The organism is Polycladomyces abyssicola, assembly GCF_018326425.1.
Taxonomy (GTDB): Bacteria; Bacillota; Bacilli; order Thermoactinomycetales; family JIR-001; genus Polycladomyces; species Polycladomyces abyssicola.
Map to the genome: position 1 here is coordinate 83,244 of NZ_AP024601.1, position 16,130 is coordinate 99,373.

Annotated in this window: 14 protein-coding genes and 2 tRNA genes; all 16 read left to right on the forward strand. The window is 54.1% G+C overall.

The genetic code is table 11. From position 1 onward, the window contains the following. The first annotated feature begins 194 nt into the window (after window positions 1-194). Entirely contained in the window at window positions 195-737 is a 543-nt protein-coding gene (gene spoVT / locus KI215_RS00400; RefSeq protein WP_212773696.1) for a stage V sporulation protein T, read from the forward strand. Between the two features lie 122 nt (window positions 738-859). After that, the gene (locus KI215_RS00405; RefSeq protein WP_246512150.1) at window positions 860-2,575 is read left to right on the forward strand and encodes a putative polysaccharide biosynthesis protein; all 1,716 of its coding nucleotides are present in this window, start codon (window positions 860-862) and stop codon (window positions 2,573-2,575) included. A 13-nt stretch (window positions 2,576-2,588) separates the two neighbouring features. Continuing rightward, a complete protein-coding gene (gene yabN / locus KI215_RS00410) occupies window positions 2,589-4,061 on the forward strand; it encodes a bifunctional methyltransferase/pyrophosphohydrolase YabN (protein WP_212773697.1) in 1,473 nt (490 codons plus the stop codon). A 125-nt stretch (window positions 4,062-4,186) separates the two neighbouring features. Continuing rightward, window positions 4,187-4,459 (forward strand): HU family DNA-binding protein, encoded by a 273-nt coding sequence (locus KI215_RS00415; RefSeq protein ID WP_212773698.1) that lies wholly within the window; start codon window positions 4,187-4,189, stop codon window positions 4,457-4,459. Window position 4,460: 1 nt separating this feature from the next. Beyond that, window positions 4,461-4,751, forward strand: a complete 291-nt coding sequence (locus KI215_RS00420) for an RNA-binding S4 domain-containing protein (RefSeq protein ID WP_212773699.1) — start codon at window positions 4,461-4,463, stop codon at window positions 4,749-4,751. 203 nt (window positions 4,752-4,954) lie between these two features. Continuing rightward, a complete protein-coding gene (gene yabP, locus KI215_RS00425) occupies window positions 4,955-5,245 on the forward strand; it encodes a sporulation protein YabP (protein WP_212773700.1) in 291 nt (96 codons plus the stop codon). Continuing rightward, window positions 5,242-5,820: a spore cortex biosynthesis protein YabQ gene (gene yabQ, locus KI215_RS00430; protein ID WP_212773701.1), complete on the forward strand. Its 579-nt coding sequence runs from the start codon at window positions 5,242-5,244 to the stop codon at window positions 5,818-5,820. The genes yabP and yabQ overlap by 4 nt, the downstream gene beginning before the upstream one ends. Window positions 5,821-5,831: 11 nt before the next feature. Beyond that, on the forward strand, window positions 5,832-6,209 hold the full coding sequence (locus KI215_RS00435) for an FtsB family cell division protein (RefSeq protein ID WP_212773702.1): 378 nt from the start codon (window positions 5,832-5,834) through the stop codon (window positions 6,207-6,209). Between the two features lie 340 nt (window positions 6,210-6,549). Next, window positions 6,550-7,842 carry an exo-beta-N-acetylmuramidase NamZ family protein gene (locus KI215_RS00440; RefSeq protein WP_212773703.1) on the forward strand — a complete coding sequence of 431 codons (1,293 nt, stop codon included), beginning with the start codon at window positions 6,550-6,552 and terminating at the stop codon, window positions 7,840-7,842. 73 nt (window positions 7,843-7,915) lie between these two features. Beyond that, window positions 7,916-7,991 (forward strand) — tRNA-Met (locus KI215_RS00445). A 39-nt stretch (window positions 7,992-8,030) separates the two neighbouring features. Beyond that, window positions 8,031-8,107: transfer RNA gene (locus KI215_RS00450), tRNA-Met, on the forward strand. A gap of 147 nt (window positions 8,108-8,254) precedes the next feature. Further along, window positions 8,255-8,728, forward strand: a complete 474-nt coding sequence (locus tag KI215_RS00455; RefSeq protein ID WP_212773704.1) for a ribonuclease FAU-1 family protein — start codon at window positions 8,255-8,257, stop codon at window positions 8,726-8,728. Between the two features lie 323 nt (window positions 8,729-9,051). Then, complete coding sequence (gene spoIIE / locus KI215_RS00460) at window positions 9,052-11,520, forward strand: stage II sporulation protein E (RefSeq protein ID WP_212773705.1); 2,469 nt, start codon at window positions 9,052-9,054, stop codon at window positions 11,518-11,520. A gap of 402 nt (window positions 11,521-11,922) precedes the next feature. After that, window positions 11,923-13,356 (forward strand): tRNA lysidine(34) synthetase TilS, encoded by a 1,434-nt coding sequence (gene tilS, locus KI215_RS00465; RefSeq protein WP_212773706.1) that lies wholly within the window; start codon window positions 11,923-11,925, stop codon window positions 13,354-13,356. A gap of 18 nt (window positions 13,357-13,374) precedes the next feature. After that, a complete protein-coding gene (hpt, locus tag KI215_RS00470) occupies window positions 13,375-13,917 on the forward strand; it encodes a hypoxanthine phosphoribosyltransferase (protein WP_212773707.1) in 543 nt (180 codons plus the stop codon). 62 nt (window positions 13,918-13,979) lie between these two features. After that, window positions 13,980-15,959 (forward strand): ATP-dependent zinc metalloprotease FtsH, encoded by a 1,980-nt coding sequence (gene ftsH, locus KI215_RS00475; RefSeq protein WP_212773708.1) that lies wholly within the window; start codon window positions 13,980-13,982, stop codon window positions 15,957-15,959. Window positions 15,960-16,130 lie beyond the last annotated feature (171 nt).

Genomic DNA, 16,130 nt, shown 5'->3' on the forward strand with positions numbered 1-16,130 from the left:
GCGGACTTTCTCTTGTGGTTTGAAAAGTCAAATGATTCTTGATGTAATTGGAAAATACCCCCTGTTTTGTTTCGAAGGGGCCTATCCGCATAATTAATTGGAAGCAGATGAATACTATGGGCGGATAGGACGCATCAGACAACACCAAGGCCTGATCCGGAAAAATCATCGACGAAAGTGAGGCATCACAACATATGAAAGCTACCGGCATCGTCCGGCGCATCGACGATTTGGGACGTGTGGTCATTCCGAAGGAAATTCGCCGGACGCTTCGTATTCGGGAAGGGGATCCGTTGGAAATCTTTGTGGATCGTGACGGAGAAGTGATCTTGAAAAAATATTCTCCCATCGGTGAGTTGGGGGATTTTGCTCAAGAGTATGCGGAATCCTTGTTTGAAAATCTTCAACATATCGTGTTGATCTGTGATCGGGACAGTGTGATCGCCGTCGCCGGCGGACCCAAAAAAGAGTATCTGGAAAAACCGGTGGGCAGCCTGGTGGAATCCTGTATGGATCAGCGACGCACCATTTTGGAAGCCAATCCCAGTCGGGCAGAGCTGATCCGTGACATGCCAGAACAATATCAATCGTTCGTGGTGGCACCGATCATTGCGGGTGGGGACCCGATCGGCGCCGTAATCCTTCTGACCAAAAAAGAAGGCGTACGCATGGGGGACCTGGAAGTGAAGATTGCAGGGACAGCCGCCGGATTTTTGGGTAAACAGATGGAGCAATGACTCAGGGATACGGTGATGCGGTGGAACAATCTAAGCGGGCTACAGCCTGCTTTTTTCTTTGCTTGCAAACATAAAAGGAAGCTGATTCGGGTACTCCGTTCGGTGGTCAGGTGGTTGGTTTCATGCTACAATATCAAAGATCCGATCGGACTGCTGACAATCCCGTTGTCGGCAGTTTCGTTTTGTTGGATGTCTGGAGGCGGACGGGAAAGGAGATCATCATGTCACGGAGGTATTCCTTCGTCCGAGGGGCGGCCATTTTGGGTGCCGCCGCATTTGTGTCCAAACTGCTGGGGGCATTGTACAAAGTGCCCTACCAAAACATCACAGGTAATGAGGGCCTGTTCGTCTACCAGCAGGTATATCCGTTGTACAGTACTTTGTTGTTGCTTGCCACCGCCGGATTCCCCACGGCGATATCCAAGATGGTATCAGAACGTCTGGCTGAAGGGGATCGTGATGCGGCCGGACGGATTTTCCGTGTGGCAACGGTCATCCTAAGCATAACCGGATTGTGTTTGTTTGTCTTGTTGTTTGTCGGAGCAGAAACAATCGCCACGTGGATGGGAAGTCAACAACTGCTCACGCTCCCGATCCGGACCGTGTCGTTTGCATTGCTGGTCGTACCGGTCGTATCTGTCATCCGTGGCTATTTTCAAGGACATCAGGACATGATGCCTACGGCTGTATCCCAAGTGATGGAGCAGTTGGTTCGCGTCGCCACCATTCTGATTGCCGCTTGGTGGTTTATGACCACCGGTGCAGGTGTCGTGATGGCGGGTGCCGGGGCGATGTTTGGGGCATTTACCGGTGCGACGGCTGCATTGGTGTTTCTGCTGTTCACATGGAACCGACATTTTCGAGGCCAACCTGTACGCCGAGGAACCGCTCCCGGTCAACGAGAAAATGAATGGCAAATTGCACGTCAACTGTTGGTGTTGTCACTGCCGATCTGCTTGGGGTCCCTGGTAATGCCGTTGTTGTCTCTGACGGATTCCTTTACTGTCACCAACATTTTGTTGCAACAGGGGTGGCAACCGACAGAAGCTGTTGCGGCCAAAGGCATTTTTGATCGTGGACAACCGTTGATCCAGTTTGCATCCTTTTTTGCCGGATCATTGTCCTTGTCACTGGTGCCGGCGATCGCCTCCGCACGTGCTCACCGGGATGAGAAAGAAGTACTCCGGCTTTCCCATACGGCTTTGCGGCTGACGGTGGTGTTGGGCTTGCCTGCCTCTGTGGGGTTGGCGATCGTTGCCAGACCGACCAACGTGATGCTGTACGAAGATGCGGCGGGAACGGCCGCGCTGTCCATTCTGGCTTTTGCCGCTTTGTTTTCCATGGTAAAAATGACGGCGGCCGGCGTGTTGCAGGGATTGGGCAACGTATATGTACCCGCACGCAATTTGTTGATCGGTGTAGCGGTGAAAGTGGTGGCCAATTTGCTGCTGATTCCCGTCTGGGATATTCGGGGTGCTGCTTTGGCCACGGTGTTGGGTTACGGTGTGGCGGCCCAGTTAAACTTGCGAACGTTGAGACAGATGGGGATTGGATGGAGATGGCGGGATGCATTGCTTCCCCTCACTGGACCGACGGCCGTGATGAGCCTGGCGGTCTGGTTTGCGATGTGGGGATTGGAGTGGTTGTTGACGGGTTGGTTGCCGGAACGTTTGATGATGACGATCGTTGCGCTGATTTCGGTGTCAGTTGGTGTGGCCGTGTACGGATTTGCCTTGATCCGCTTCGGTGTGGTGAGCAGGGCGGATCTCGAAAAAATGCCGAAGATCGGTCCCAAACTGATTCCGCTAGTGGAGCGGTTGCGCCGATCTGACGGGTAAAGGGGGAGTTCCATTGCAAGGAACCATCACAATCGTCGGTTTGGGTTTCGGTGATGTATCCGCGTTGCCGATGGGAACGTTGGAGACGTTGGAGCGTGCGGATGCTTTGTGGCTCCGAACAGAAGACCATCCGGTAGTTGATTGGTTGAGAGAACGTGGCCTTGGTTTCGCTACTTTCGATTCCGTATATGAAGCACACGCCGATTTTGAATCCGTCTATCGGGAAATCGTCGATCGGTTGCTGGCCGAGGCCAAGGCGGGCCGTCCAGTTGTGTATGCGGTGCCCGGACACCCAATGGTGGCGGAGCGGACGGTTCGTCTGTTACGGGAGGAAGGCCCCCGACACGGTATCCGGGTCGATGTACGTGGGGGTGGTAGTTTTCTCGACGCGGCGTTCGCACGGCTAGGCATTGATCCGATTGACGGGTTCCTTCTCCTGGACGGGACCGATCTGTCTGCCGATCGCCTCGATCCGCGGGTGCACCAGCTGATCGCGCAGGTGTACGATCGGATGGTCGCTTCCGACATCAAGCTGACGTTGATGGAAGTCTACCCGGACGACTTTCCGGTTACGGTGGCGAACGCGCTGGGAGTAGAGGAAAGGGAACGGATCGAAACAGTTCCGCTATATCAACTGGACCGCGAGGAGCGATTTGACAACCTTACCCTGTTGTATATTCCGCCTACGGACAAGGCAGCGGTGCTCAACCGTCGTTTCGATACCTTGACCGGCATCATCGCCCGATTGCGCGGACCGGGGGGATGTCCGTGGGATCGTAAACAGACGCATCAGAGTCTGCGCAAATATCTACTGGAAGAAGCGTATGAGTTTTTGGATGCGTTGGCTGAAGAGGACCCTGATGCGATGGCGGACGAACTGGGAGACGTACTGTTGCAGGTCGTCCTTCACGCTCAGATTGCCCGGGAGGAAGGCACATTCGATATCCGGGACGTGATAGGGAATCTCTCAGAGAAACTGATTCGTCGCCATCCGCACGTATTTGGCGACGAATCGGCTGAAACGGCTGAAGACGTCAAGCAGAAATGGGACGAAATCAAGCAGCTGGAGCGTGCGGATCAACCCGAGTCCCGCTCTTTGCTGGACGGTGTTTCTTCACAATTCCCCGCGCTTCTTCGTTCGATGGAATTGCAAAAGCGGGCGGCCAAAGTGGGCTTTGATTGGGAAAAATCCGAAGACGTTCGCGACAAGGTGATGGAAGAGCTGGACGAACTGTTCCGGGCTGAAGATCCCACTCACCGGGAAGAAGAACTGGGTGATCTGCTGTTTGTCGTCTCAGCACTGGCGCGCTTTTTCGATGTGGACCCCGAACAGGCGTTGCTCGGGGCTTGCCGCAAGTTTACCAAACGTTTTCAGTGGGTAGAAAAACGGGCAAGAGAGGACGGCCGACCGCTGTCCGAGATTCCGATGGCAGAGCTGGATGCTTGGTGGGAGGAAGCCAAGGAAAACATGCCTGATGAATCATGATCCGCCGGAGTACCTTTACGCGAACCGTCGGTAAAATAGATGGGTTTTTCCATTTCTGGGGAAGGATTTCGTTTCTTCACACAGAAGGTAAACCAGTGAGTACCGACAAAAGGAGGTAGCGTGGAGTGAACAAGCAGGATTTGATCACCCGCATCTCTCAAAACAGCGGGATGACCAAAAAAGACGTCGAAGCGGTCATCAACCACTTTTTAAATGAAATTACGCAAGCGCTCAGCGAAGGTGAGAAGGTCCAACTGATCGGCTTTGGGACATTTGAAACGCGCAAACGTTCCGGCCGAGTCGGACGGAATCCGCAGACGGGGGCGACGATTGAAATTCCGGAATCCCAAGTGCCTGCCTTCCGTGCAGGCAGCCGGCTGAAAGAAGCCGTGAAGTAAGATGCGGCTGGACAAGTTCCTCAAGGTGTCCCGTTTGGTGAAGCGGCGGACGTTGGCCAAAGAAGTATGCGACCAAGGTCGCGTGCAGGTCAACGGCCGCCCCGCCAAAGCGGGCACCAATGTCTCCGTCGGCGACCAACTCACCATTCGATTCGGCAAAAAACTGCTCACGGTTCGCGTTGACTCCATTGCGGAAACCTCCAGGAAAGCGGAAGCAAGCCAGATGTACACGATTGTGTCAGAGGAAACATTGTCGGAATCGTCTTCGGACGAGACAGAAGAGGTGTCCTAACGGGGAGTCATGATTTCCCAGGCGGGCGACAAGAGTTAAGTTCGGCCAAGCATCGATTGGGAAAGCGCAGGAACCTCATCGCGGACAATATCTTCTGAGCGAAGCGTAATTTGCCCGCGGCGTCCTCGAATCAAGAGGAAGAATCGCTCTGGTTCTAACGTCTTGACGTCGTCCATATCATGTACCGAGAGGGGGTACATGCCATGGTCGACGAATTGTATACAGCCGCCCGTCACGAGGTGGTGCTGAGCGGGAGAAACGCTTTGGACGTGTCGGGCGTGGTCAGCGTGGAGAGTTTTGACAGCGAGGAATTCCTGTTAAATACCGAGTGCGGCTACTTGGGCATCCGCGGACAGAACCTGCACATCAAAAGTTTGGATTTGGAACAAGGCAAAGTATCAATTGAAGGCAGCTTTTACGAAATGAGCTACTTGGATGACGGCACTTCCCGCATGGAAAGAACGAAAGGATTGTTGGGCAGGTTGTTCCGGTGAGTCTTGAAGCGCAATGGCTGACGATGGGCTGGATGACCGCCTCCGGTATCATCCTCGGCGTGTTGCTGGACATTTATCGGGTGATGAAAGGCCGGTTCCGGTTCAGGGGATGGGTCGTCTCGCTCATCGACCTGTTATATTGGACAGTGGCCGCAGGTTTGGTGTTCGGCTTGCTGATGTGGAGCAATTGGGGTGTGCTCCGCTTTTATGTCTTCCTCGCTGTCGTGCTCGGTATTGCGCTCTACTATTTCTGGATGAGCCGGACGATGATCCGGTTGATCTCTTGGACGATCCGCTTGGTGGAGTGGATGATCCGGATTGTGTTCCGTACGTTGTATGTCACCTTTTGGGTTCCGCTCACATACGCATGGACAGCCTTGGGCTTCATAGGGGCTGGAACGATACGTTTGCTTCTCGTACTGCTTCGGGTCATCCGGCGGATCACAATCGCCGATGTCTGGCTGATCCGTCCCTGGATCCGGTATGTCCGGCCCCGGATCATTCCCTGTCTGAGTTGGGTCCGTTCGTTATGGCAGCGGATAACTTGCCTGTTTTCCAGAAACAGAGAGAAATGAGGATGATGCCCATGATCCGAAAACCTGCCGCGAACAATGTTGTGACATTTCGACCGCAGCGAACGGCACAAGCTTCATCGGCCGGTCGCCTCGACCACCGGTCGATTTCCCCGAAAGCGCGACGGCGTCGATTGGTGTGGCTGGCCATCATGTGCACTTTTCTCGTCTGGTTTCTTGTTGAACTGATCATTCAGACGGGGAGAATTTCGGAAGCCGAAGCCGCATTGGCAGAGAAACGTGCACAAATCTCCGCACTACAAGCGCGCCAGAAACAACTGCGGGAGCAAATCCAGCGGATGCAGACGGATACGTACATGGAAGAGATGGCCAGAAAATTGGGCTATACCAAAGATGATCAAGAGGAACTCTATCTCATATCGAACGAGTGAGGACAATCTCGTTCCGTCAGATCCGGCTTGAGGGTGCAGGTGGAGCGAACCGGGAATGAATTGGACAGTCTTCACCAGACACGCTTGGAAGAGCTGGGATTAACCTCAAAAGGGGATGCGAGAGGTTTCATCATCCGACCCGCCGCCAACCGCGGCGGGTTTTTTTATGGAGCAAATCGGGGAGAATGACGAAAGAGTAGGACCGTTTTGTACCGATCATGATTCGGCTTTGACTGTACAGCAGGATTCCCCAGTTATAACGGAGAACTGTTTCGAGGAATCGCCGGGCGGAATAAGCTAAAACCGAACCACTGTCCGGGTCGAAAGGGGGAGCCGTGGGATGTACGTCAAACGTTGGTTGGGCATGGCCATGATCGGTTTGCTTACATTGGGTATGATGGGCTCTGAAGTGGCCGACGGGGCAGAAACCTTGACCCGTAATGACCACGGTCATGTGAAAACGGGGTTGGAAATATTGTTGGAACACCCGGAATCCCTCGCCGGGAAGCGCGTCGGGCTGATCACCAACCCGACTGGCATGACCAGAGATTACCAACACGGATTGGATGCCATGTTGGCCAAGGGGATTCATGTTGTGAAGGTGTATGGACCGGAGCATGGCGTCCGCGGGACGGAGCAGGCAGGTCAAACACCAGGGTCCTATGTTGACCCGCGAACTGGATTACCGTTTGTCAATCTATATGGTAAGAAGCCGGATGAGATGGTGTCTTTGTTTGATGGTGTCGATGTGCTGGTGTTTGATATCCAGGACGTAGGAACACGCTTTTACACCTATATTTACACGATGGCCTACGCCATGGAGGCGGCGGCCAAGGCAGACATCCCATTTATCGTGCTGGACCGTCCCAATCCGATCGGCGGGGAAATGGTGGAGGGGCCAGTGTTGGACCCTGCGTACCGCTCCTTTGTCGGGTTGTTTCCGATTCCGCTACGCCACGGGATGACAGTGGGGGAATTGGCCCAGTTGTTCAACGGGGAGTTCCTGCCTGAGGAAACGGGAGGAAAACGGGCACGATTAACAGTGATCCGGATGAGCGGATGGAAGCGCAATCAATGGTACGATCAGACGGGGCTGCCTTGGGTTCCGCCGTCACCCAACATACCGACACTGGATACGGCCACGGTGTATCCGGGCATGGGATTGATCGAGGGAACCAATCTGTCGGAGGGACGGGGTACCACACGTCCGTTCGAGTTGATCGGCGCACCTTATATCGAAGGATGGAAATTGGCGGAGGCACTGAATCGGGCGAAGTTGCCGGGGGTCTCGTTCAGGGAGGCGTATTTCACCCCCACGTTTTCCAAATATACGGGGAAGACGGTCGGGGGCGTGCAGATATACGTGGAGGATCGCCGTACGTTTGACCCGGTGTTGACCGGATTGACCATCATCCAAACAGTGAAGCAACTGTATCCCGACCAGTTCGCTTGGCGGGAAACCGAGGAACCGTACTGGATTGACAAACTGACGGGGACAGATCAGGTCCGCAAGCAAATTGACGCGGGCGTTCCCGCCAAAGAAATCGCCGCCCAGTGGAAAGAGGGACTGGAATCCTTCCGGCATATGCGGAGTAAGTATTTATTGTATCCGCCGCATGATCCCAAAAATTGACTGAGGAAATACCGGGATTTCATGCTTGACAAGGTTGCATACGGTTTATATAATAGAAGCTGTTCGCAACCGACGCGGGGTGGAGCAGTTGGTAGCTCGTCGGGCTCATAACCCGAAGGTCGCAGGTTCGAGTCCTGCCCCCGCAACCAAACATATCCCGGTAAGGGGGATCCTCTTACTGATCATGTGGCGGCGTAGCTCAGTTGGCTAGAGCGTACGGTTCATACCCGTGAGGTCGGGGGTTCGAGGCCCTCCGCCGCTACCAAATGTGGAGAGGGGAAGGCGAGGGAACGGCCCTTCATCGATAAGGGCGCCATTCGCCTTTTTTTATTTATCCAAAAAGCCGGTCCGTTCCGAAGCGTGTCCGCCGGGAATCCGGGGCCGTCAAACAGCGGCTGGTGGGAGTGGTATTGTGAATGTCTCTATCAAGAAGATTAAATTCACCACAATCAACAAAACCTATACGGAAAAGGTAAGGGACTGGCGGGGACGTCACTGTTTTGCGACCCAATATCCCAACCCTGACGGCAAACGGATTTTTTTGACGTACTATTTCGTCCGGAAGGGGTATACCATCTCCAAGGTGTTTCACCGTAACGGAGAATTCATGTACTATTACTGCGACGTGATGGATATGCGGCAGGTTGGGCGCATGCGGTACGTCATGGTCGACCTGTTGCTGGACATGATTGTTTATCCTGACGGTCGCTACCATGTGATTGACATTGACGAATTTGCAACGGCGATCGAAAAAGGACAGCTCAAACGACGCCAGCAAGTTCATGCATTGCGCACTCTGGATAAGATGATCCGCCTGCAGACCCAACGGAAGTTTATTCCACCGTATCTGGCTGAGGCCCAGATGTTCCCCTTGGAGGAAGGATAAGCCTCATCGCTTCCGCTCGACAATACCGGTCCCGCAGCCGCTTCGGTATTGGTATGAAATGAGAAGTTTTGTCAAAGTCACGAGATTCGTCCTCGTTATCGACAAGGTGATACATAAAAATACCGCCCTCCGCCGACAAATGGCGGGGGATTGTTTTTTTTACAAGGAAAGAGGATCGGCATTTTCAACCGAAGCTGTGGGAAACACACCTTTTCCAAATGTTGTCGGAACATTTTTTTGGACAACCTTCGCATTGTGACAAACTTTCCCATCCCTGCCCCGCTATAATGGGTGGCACACGAGCCAAGAAAGGTGTGGGATGGATGCAGATGCGATGGATGGATGTGGGGATGACCTGGATGCGGCCGATCGGGAAAGCGTTTCGCTTAAGTCCTGATGCTAAGCGAAAGCTGCAAAGATGGTCGCGTGTGTGGAACCTTCCGCTCATGCTGATGGGGTTTCTGTTCGGACGGGCCGTGATGTTGGACGCCGTATCACCGTTTTCCGTAGCCTATCTTGCTGTGGTCTACCAACTGTCCCGCAAGCAGTGGCCAGCCGTGGCTGTGGCGCTGTTGGCGGGAGCGGCGACCAAGGAACCGATCCACACGGCACAAACAGTCGCGGGACTTATTCTGTTTTTGGTGATCCAAAAGATCTTTGCCTGGGTGAAAAGAGGGCAGATCAATTACGTCCCTTTTGTCGTGCTGACTACGAGCGCAGGGGTCCACCTGATACGCTTCTGGTGGAGCGGATGGACTCCATACCAGGCGATGATGGCCGGAACCGACGTATTGCTGAGCTTCATTCTCTCGTTCATTTTCGTCCAGTCGCTGCCCTTCTTCACCGTGCGCCGAAAAAGGATGGCCCTTCGCCAAGAGGAGATGATCTGTCTCGTCATATTGATCGGCTCGGTGATGACAGGAGCGATGGGATGGGCGGTAGCAGGCGTGTCAGCGGTCCATGTGTTGTCCCGGTATGTCATTCTCGTGCTGGCGCTGGTGGGTGGCGGCATGACGGGTGCGGCTGTCGGAGTGGTAACCGGGATGATTCTCAGCTTGTCCGATCCCCGTTCGCTTGGAGAGATCAGTTTGCTGGCATTCGCCGGATTGTTGGCCGGACTTTTCCGGGAAAGCAAGCGATGGGGTGTGACGGTGGGATTCATACTGGGTACCGCCATTTTGTCACTGTATGCGGGTGGAAAGTGGCATGCCTGGATTTCGCTGGCTGAGTCTGCGAGTGCGATCGTATTGTTGTGGCTGACACCGTCCGCCTTTTTCAAAGTGATTTCCCGTCATATACCGGGAACGGACGAGTATCAGCATTCACAACAGGAGTACGTGCGCCGTTTGCGTGATGTGACAGCCGCCAAAGTGGATCAGTTTACCGAACTCTTCGTGGAGTTGGCCCACAGTTTCCAGGAGGACCCCAGTTTGCAGCGGCAACAGGAGACTGCCCACTTCAGCCGTTTTCTCGGGGATGTGACCGAAAAAACGTGCAAATCGTGTCATCGTTACCGGCAATGCTGGGAGCGTGACATGATGAAGACGTATCAGGGAATGACCGATTTGATGGCGATGGTGGAGATGCATCCTAAAGATCGCCCGCTGCGGACACCGCGGTCATGGTCCGAGCATTGCGTCAAAGCGGACAAGGTGTTGTCGTTGATCCAGGAGCGTTACGATTTGTATGAGTACGATCTGTATTGGCGGGAGCAGGTTCGGGAAGCACGCCGGTTGGTGTCTGAACAGTTGGAGGGCGTGGCCGGTGTGATGCGCGATTTGGCCGAAGACATCCGGCGGGAAGCGCAAGTGCTCGCCGCACAAGAGGAGCAGATACAGCTGGCTCTGGAAGAATTGGGTCTGTCCATCCAGCGGGTGGAAGTAATCAGTCTGGAAGAGGGGAAGGTGGAAGTTGAGGTCACACTGCCGCACGGCGATGCATTGGATGAGTGCCGGAAGCTGATCGCACCGTTATTGACAGAGATCATCGGTGAGCCCATCGCTGTTCACCGAAAGGTCATCCAGGGCAAGACTTCGGGAGCTGTCGTCACGTTGGGTTCGGCTCAACGCTACGAGATCAAAACCGGTGTGGCGGGCGCCGCCAAGGGGGGGCACTGGTTGTCCGGCGACAGCTATTGCTACATGAATCTGGGGACGGGAAAATATGCTGTGGCCTTGAGCGACGGCATGGGCAACGGCCAACGCGCCCAAGAAGAGAGCCATGCAGCCCTCGGATTGCTCCGACGACTGCTTCAGGCGGGGATGAATGAGAAAAAAGCGGTGGAGACGGTCAACGCCATCTTGGGCTTGCGATCCACAGACGAGATGTTTGCCACGATCGATCTGGCGATGATCGATTTGAAAGATGCGAACACCCGGTTTTTGAAGATCGGTTCCACACCCGGCTTCATCAAACGGGGCAAAGAAGTGATCACCCTGTCCGCCGGCAATCCGCCGATCGGGATTTTGCGCAATATCGATGTGGAGCCGTTGGAAAAGCGACTCCAACCGGGGGATCTGTTGATCATGGTGACTGACGGTGTATTGGATGCGCCGAGACAAGCGCACAACAAGGAGTTGTACCTCAAACGGCTGATCGCCGAGATCGATACCAAAGATCCGCAATCGTTTGCGGACTGTCTGTTGGAACGAGTCGTACGAGGGAATGGGGGGAGCATCGACGACGATATGACGGTGGTGGTGTCCAAGGTGGATCATTACACACCAGAATGGGCGACGATCCGCTTGTCCGGGATGTCTCGGGTTGAACGCCCACAAGTAGCGGCATTTTGAATGGCCGAACTGGGGGGAACGGCCGTTTGATTCCGCTGTGGGATGCGGGTACAATTAAAGGGAACGGACAACAGTAAAAGCGATGCCCGGGGAGTGCCCCCGGGTTTTTGTCTAGGGCGTGTCTGGTCATTCCGAGCTGAAGACCCGGGAAGTACAGGAATGAAATCGCGGGCAATTTCTTCTAAGCAAAGTGACTTTGCCCGCGGTCTGCGCTTAGATCGCAGTGGCTTCCTTTCGGGTAATTAATGGGACAGTATTCACCAGACACGCCTTGGCGTAAACTGTTCAGGTAGCCCGGAACCTGCGAGCGACCTTTGCGATTGCGGAACAGGAGCGACCGGGAGAAAGGTGAAACCGGAGAAATCGGATTGATTAGCGAGCCCAGGAAGGGATGCAAGAAGGATGTTGTTGGAAACGCTAAAAACAACGGTCCGAAGTCACGAACTACTCCACCAAGGGGATCGTGTGCTGGTCGGTGTGTCGGGCGGACCGGATTCGCTTGCATTGTTGCACGCGCTCCATCGGTTGGTGCCGGAGTTTGGATGGCAGGTGTTCGCCGTACATGTGGACCATCAGCTCCGTGGAAAAGCCAGTGCCGAGGATGCCGAATTTGTTGAGCAAATCTGCGCAGAATGGGGAATTCCTTGCCGGGTGATTCGGGTGGATGTGGCACGACACTTGCGTCATGGCGGCAACAAACAGGATGTGGCGCGGAAACTGCGATATCAGGCGTTTCGGCAGGCGGCTGATCAGTGGGATGTAGATGCGTTAGCTCTGGCACATCACGCTGACGACCAGGTGGAGACAATTTTGATGCGTTTGTTGAGGGGAACCGGTGTCAGCGGATTGGCCGGTATGCCGTATATCCGCCCGTGGGAAGGAAGACGACTGATCCGGCCACTGCTTGACGTGTATCGGAAAGAGATTGAGGCGTATTGCGAGGAACACGCTTTGTCTCCGCGTTTGGACGAAAGCAATCGTTCCGGCGTTTACACTCGAAACCGCGTCCGTTTGAAACTCATTCCCGAGCTCCAGCAGTATAACCCTCGCGTAAAGGAAGCGCTGCTCCAATTATCCCGTGTGGTTGGAGCGGAGGAAGACTGGTGGCGCGAGCAAGTGGATCGGGCGTGGAGGAGGGTTGTGAGGAAAAAAGGAAAAAATGAAATCGTTTTGGATCGAAACCGTTTGTTGGATCTTCACGTTGCTTTACAAAGGAGGGTGATTAAACTAATATTAAATTGTCTTCTGGAAGAAGAAGCAAACGAGGCAACGATGGACACGGTGGAACAGATTCGTCATCTGGCAGCCCATCCCGAACCATCGGCGCGGATTGACTTGCCCAGCCATTTTCGGGCGGAGCGTCAATACGACCTGCTCATGATTGCAGTCGGGAATGACGCACCAGTCGAACCGTTGGCACCCGTACGACTCCATGTTCCGGGAGAAACAATGATCCCCGGCTTGAGCGGGCGATTTGTCAGCCGCGTGACGGACAAACGCCTTGATGCTGAATATTTACGCGGAGTTTGGGCAGTATTTGATGCGGATGCGCTTACATTACCGCTTTGGGTCCGCACGCGCAGACCTGGCGATCGCATCCGACCGCTCGGATTGAATGGCACAACCAAAGTGAAGGATTTATTGATTTCGGCCAAAATTCCGCGGAGGGAGCGTGACCGCCTGCCCATTGTACTTCATGGGGAGACGATTGTTTGGATTCCGGGCGTTCGCCGATCGGATTGGGCACCGGTGACAGCAAACACCCGTCGTTTTTTGTATCTGGAATGGTTGACGGACGGAATGCCCGAACGGTTGCCTCATCAGCAGCATACATAGGATGATTGGGAGGTTATTATGCACGAGGATATTCAAGAAATCCTGTATACCGAAGAAGAGATCAAAACAAAAGTGAAAGAATTGGGACGGCGCTTGTCCGAGGACTACAAGGATCTGAATCCGCTTTGTATCTGTGTGCTCAAAGGTGCTGCCCCGTTTATGACCGATCTGGTCCGCAGCATGGACATTCCGCTGGAAATGGACTTTATGGCGGTCTCCAGCTACGGCGCATCGACGAAATCGTCGGGCGTGGTTCGCATCATCAAGGATTTGGACGCCTCTGTGGAAGGACGGCACGTCATCATTGTGGAAGACATTATCGACAGCGGATTGACCTTGAGTCACCTGATCGATTTGTTGCGTCATCGCAATGCCGCCTCGATCAAGGTGGTCACCCTGCTCGACAAACCAGGGCGCAGAACGGTGGATTTAAAGCCCGATTATTGCGGGTTCACGATTCCCGACGCCTTTGTGGTGGGATACGGCCTGGACTATGCGGAGAAATATCGGAATCTGCCGTACATCGGGATTCTGAAAGAACGGGTGTATCAGCAACAGTAAGGTTGTGACAGGTCGTTGCCCTGTGGTAAAATGATGTAAGTGGCATTGAGAGGAGGTCAAGGATGAAAAACGTCTTCCGGATTCCCGGATTATATATTATTCTCATCCTTGTCGTCGTCGGGATTGTGAACATTATCGCAAACCAAGGAACCGACACCGTAACGCTTACGTACGATCAATACCGAGCCAAACTGGCGGCGGGCCAGATCGAGAACGTTACCGTTCAACCGGAAGGAAATACGACCTACCGTATCGAAGGGAAGCTGAAAGGGAAGCCGGATAAAACGTTCGTTGTCGAGGCGCCGATGCTGAACGGCAGCACCGTCGTGCAAGATTTGGTGAAGTACAAAGTTCGGCACTCCTATGAAAAGGCGAAAAGCGACTCTGTCTGGCTGACCTTTTTTACGTCCATCATTCCTTTCGTGATTATTCTGCTGCTCTTTTTCTTTTTGTTGAACCAAGCGCAGGGCGGCGGCAGTCGCGTGATGAACTTCGGAAAAAGCCGCGCCAAGCTATATAACGAAGAGAAGAAAAAAGTCACGTTTAACGATGTAGCGGGCGCGGACGAAGAAAAAGCGGAATTGGTGGAAATCGTCGAGTTTCTCAAAGACCCTCGCAAATTTGCGGCTGTAGGTGCACGCATTCCCAAGGGTGTATTGCTCGTAGGGCCGCCCGGAACGGGGAAAACGCTGTTGGCTCGTGCCGTTGCAGGGGAAGCGGGCGTGCCGTTTTTCAGTATCAGCGGTTCTGACTTTGTGGAGATGTTCGTCGGTGTGGGGGCTTCCCGTGTCCGGGATTTGTTTGAGCAGGCCAAGAAAAACCATCCGTGTATCATCTTTATCGACGAGATCGATGCTGTCGGTCGTCAGCGGGGGGCCGGATTGGGTGGCGGCCATGACGAGCGTGAGCAAACCTTGAACCAATTGCTCGTGGAGATGGATGGTTTCGGTGCCAACGAAGGCATTATCATCATGGCAGCGACCAACCGTCCGGACATCCTTGACCCCGCGTTGCTTCGTCCGGGTCGTTTCGACCGCCAGATCACGGTAAACCGACCCGACGTAAAAGGGCGTGAAGAGATTCTGAAGGTGCATGCCCGTAACAAACCGTTGGCCAATGATGTCAACTTGGAAGTAATTGCGCAGCGAACAACCGGATTCACGGGCGCTGATCTGGAAAACCTGTTGAACGAGGCGGCGCTGTTGGCGGCGCGGCGGAACAAGAAAACGATCAGCATGGAAGAGGTCGACGAGGCGATCGATCGCGTGATCGCGGGACCGCAAAAGAAAAGCCGCGTCATCAGCGAAAAGGAGAAAAAGACAATCGCCTATCACGAAGCAGGTCACACGATCGTGGGGTACTACCTGGAGCATGCCGATACCGTGCACAAGGTGACAGTCGTTCCGCGCGGCCAAGCAGGCGGATATGTCGTCATGCTGCCCAAAGAAGATCGTTTCCTGCTCACCAAAAGCGAGTTGCTGGATAAAGTGACCGGATTGCTGGCCGGACGCGTCGCTGAGGAGATCGTGTTCGGTGAAATCAGCACCGGTGCGCATAACGACTTTGAGAAGGCCACCTCCATCGTACGCCGGATGATTACGGAGTACGGCATGAGCGACAAACTGGCGCCGATGCAATTTGGCCGTCCGCAGGGACACGTCTTCCTGGGACGCGATCTGGGTCATGAGCAAAACTACTCCGATGCGATCGCGTACGAAATCGACCAGGAGATGCAGGAGATGATCCGCAGTTGCTACGAGCGGGCGAAAAAGCTGTTGCTGGAAAAACGCAAGGAGCTGGAGCTCGTGGCACAGACCCTGCTGGTCAAAGAGACGTTGGATGCCGACGAGATCAAACAGTTGCTTGAAACCGGCAAACTGGATGATCCGGAAGTGAACGAGAAAATCCGGATCAACATCCAGGGCAAAGATCAGGTACAAGCGGATGGAAAACCGAAATCCGCGGAACCGACTGAACCGAACGACGACCGATCCGAATCGGAATCGCCTTCTGACGAAAACCCGAAGGATCCGGAAGATTAATCATGATAAACGCAGCTTTTCCGGGGATGCTGCTCAGGCATCCCCTCTTTCAGTTTGATGACAAAGTCACGCGGGTTCCGATTTTCCGTCATAAGCTTTAATCGACGGGAAATTTGGACCCGCTTCTTTACAAGAGAGTGGCCGTTTTGGGCGTTGCAGGTCTTTTCCGTT

Coding starts and splice junctions, on each gene's coding strand:
- spoVT (WP_212773696.1), top strand. CDS start 195: ATGAAAGCTACCGGCATCGTCCGGCGCATCGACGATTTGGGACGTGTG.
- KI215_RS00405 (WP_246512150.1), top strand. CDS start 860: ATGCTACAATATCAAAGATCCGATCGGACTGCTGACAATCCCGTTGTC.
- KI215_RS00420 (WP_212773699.1), top strand. CDS start 4,461: ATGCGGCTGGACAAGTTCCTCAAGGTGTCCCGTTTGGTGAAGCGGCGG.
- yabP (WP_212773700.1), top strand. CDS start 4,955: ATGGTCGACGAATTGTATACAGCCGCCCGTCACGAGGTGGTGCTGAGC.
- KI215_RS00435 (WP_212773702.1), top strand. CDS start 5,832: ATGATCCGAAAACCTGCCGCGAACAATGTTGTGACATTTCGACCGCAG.
- KI215_RS00440 (WP_212773703.1), top strand. CDS start 6,550: ATGTACGTCAAACGTTGGTTGGGCATGGCCATGATCGGTTTGCTTACA.
- spoIIE (WP_212773705.1), top strand. CDS start 9,052: ATGCAGATGCGATGGATGGATGTGGGGATGACCTGGATGCGGCCGATC.
- tilS (WP_212773706.1), top strand. CDS start 11,923: ATGTTGTTGGAAACGCTAAAAACAACGGTCCGAAGTCACGAACTACTC.
- hpt (WP_212773707.1), top strand. CDS start 13,375: ATGCACGAGGATATTCAAGAAATCCTGTATACCGAAGAAGAGATCAAA.
- ftsH (WP_212773708.1), top strand. CDS start 13,980: ATGAAAAACGTCTTCCGGATTCCCGGATTATATATTATTCTCATCCTT.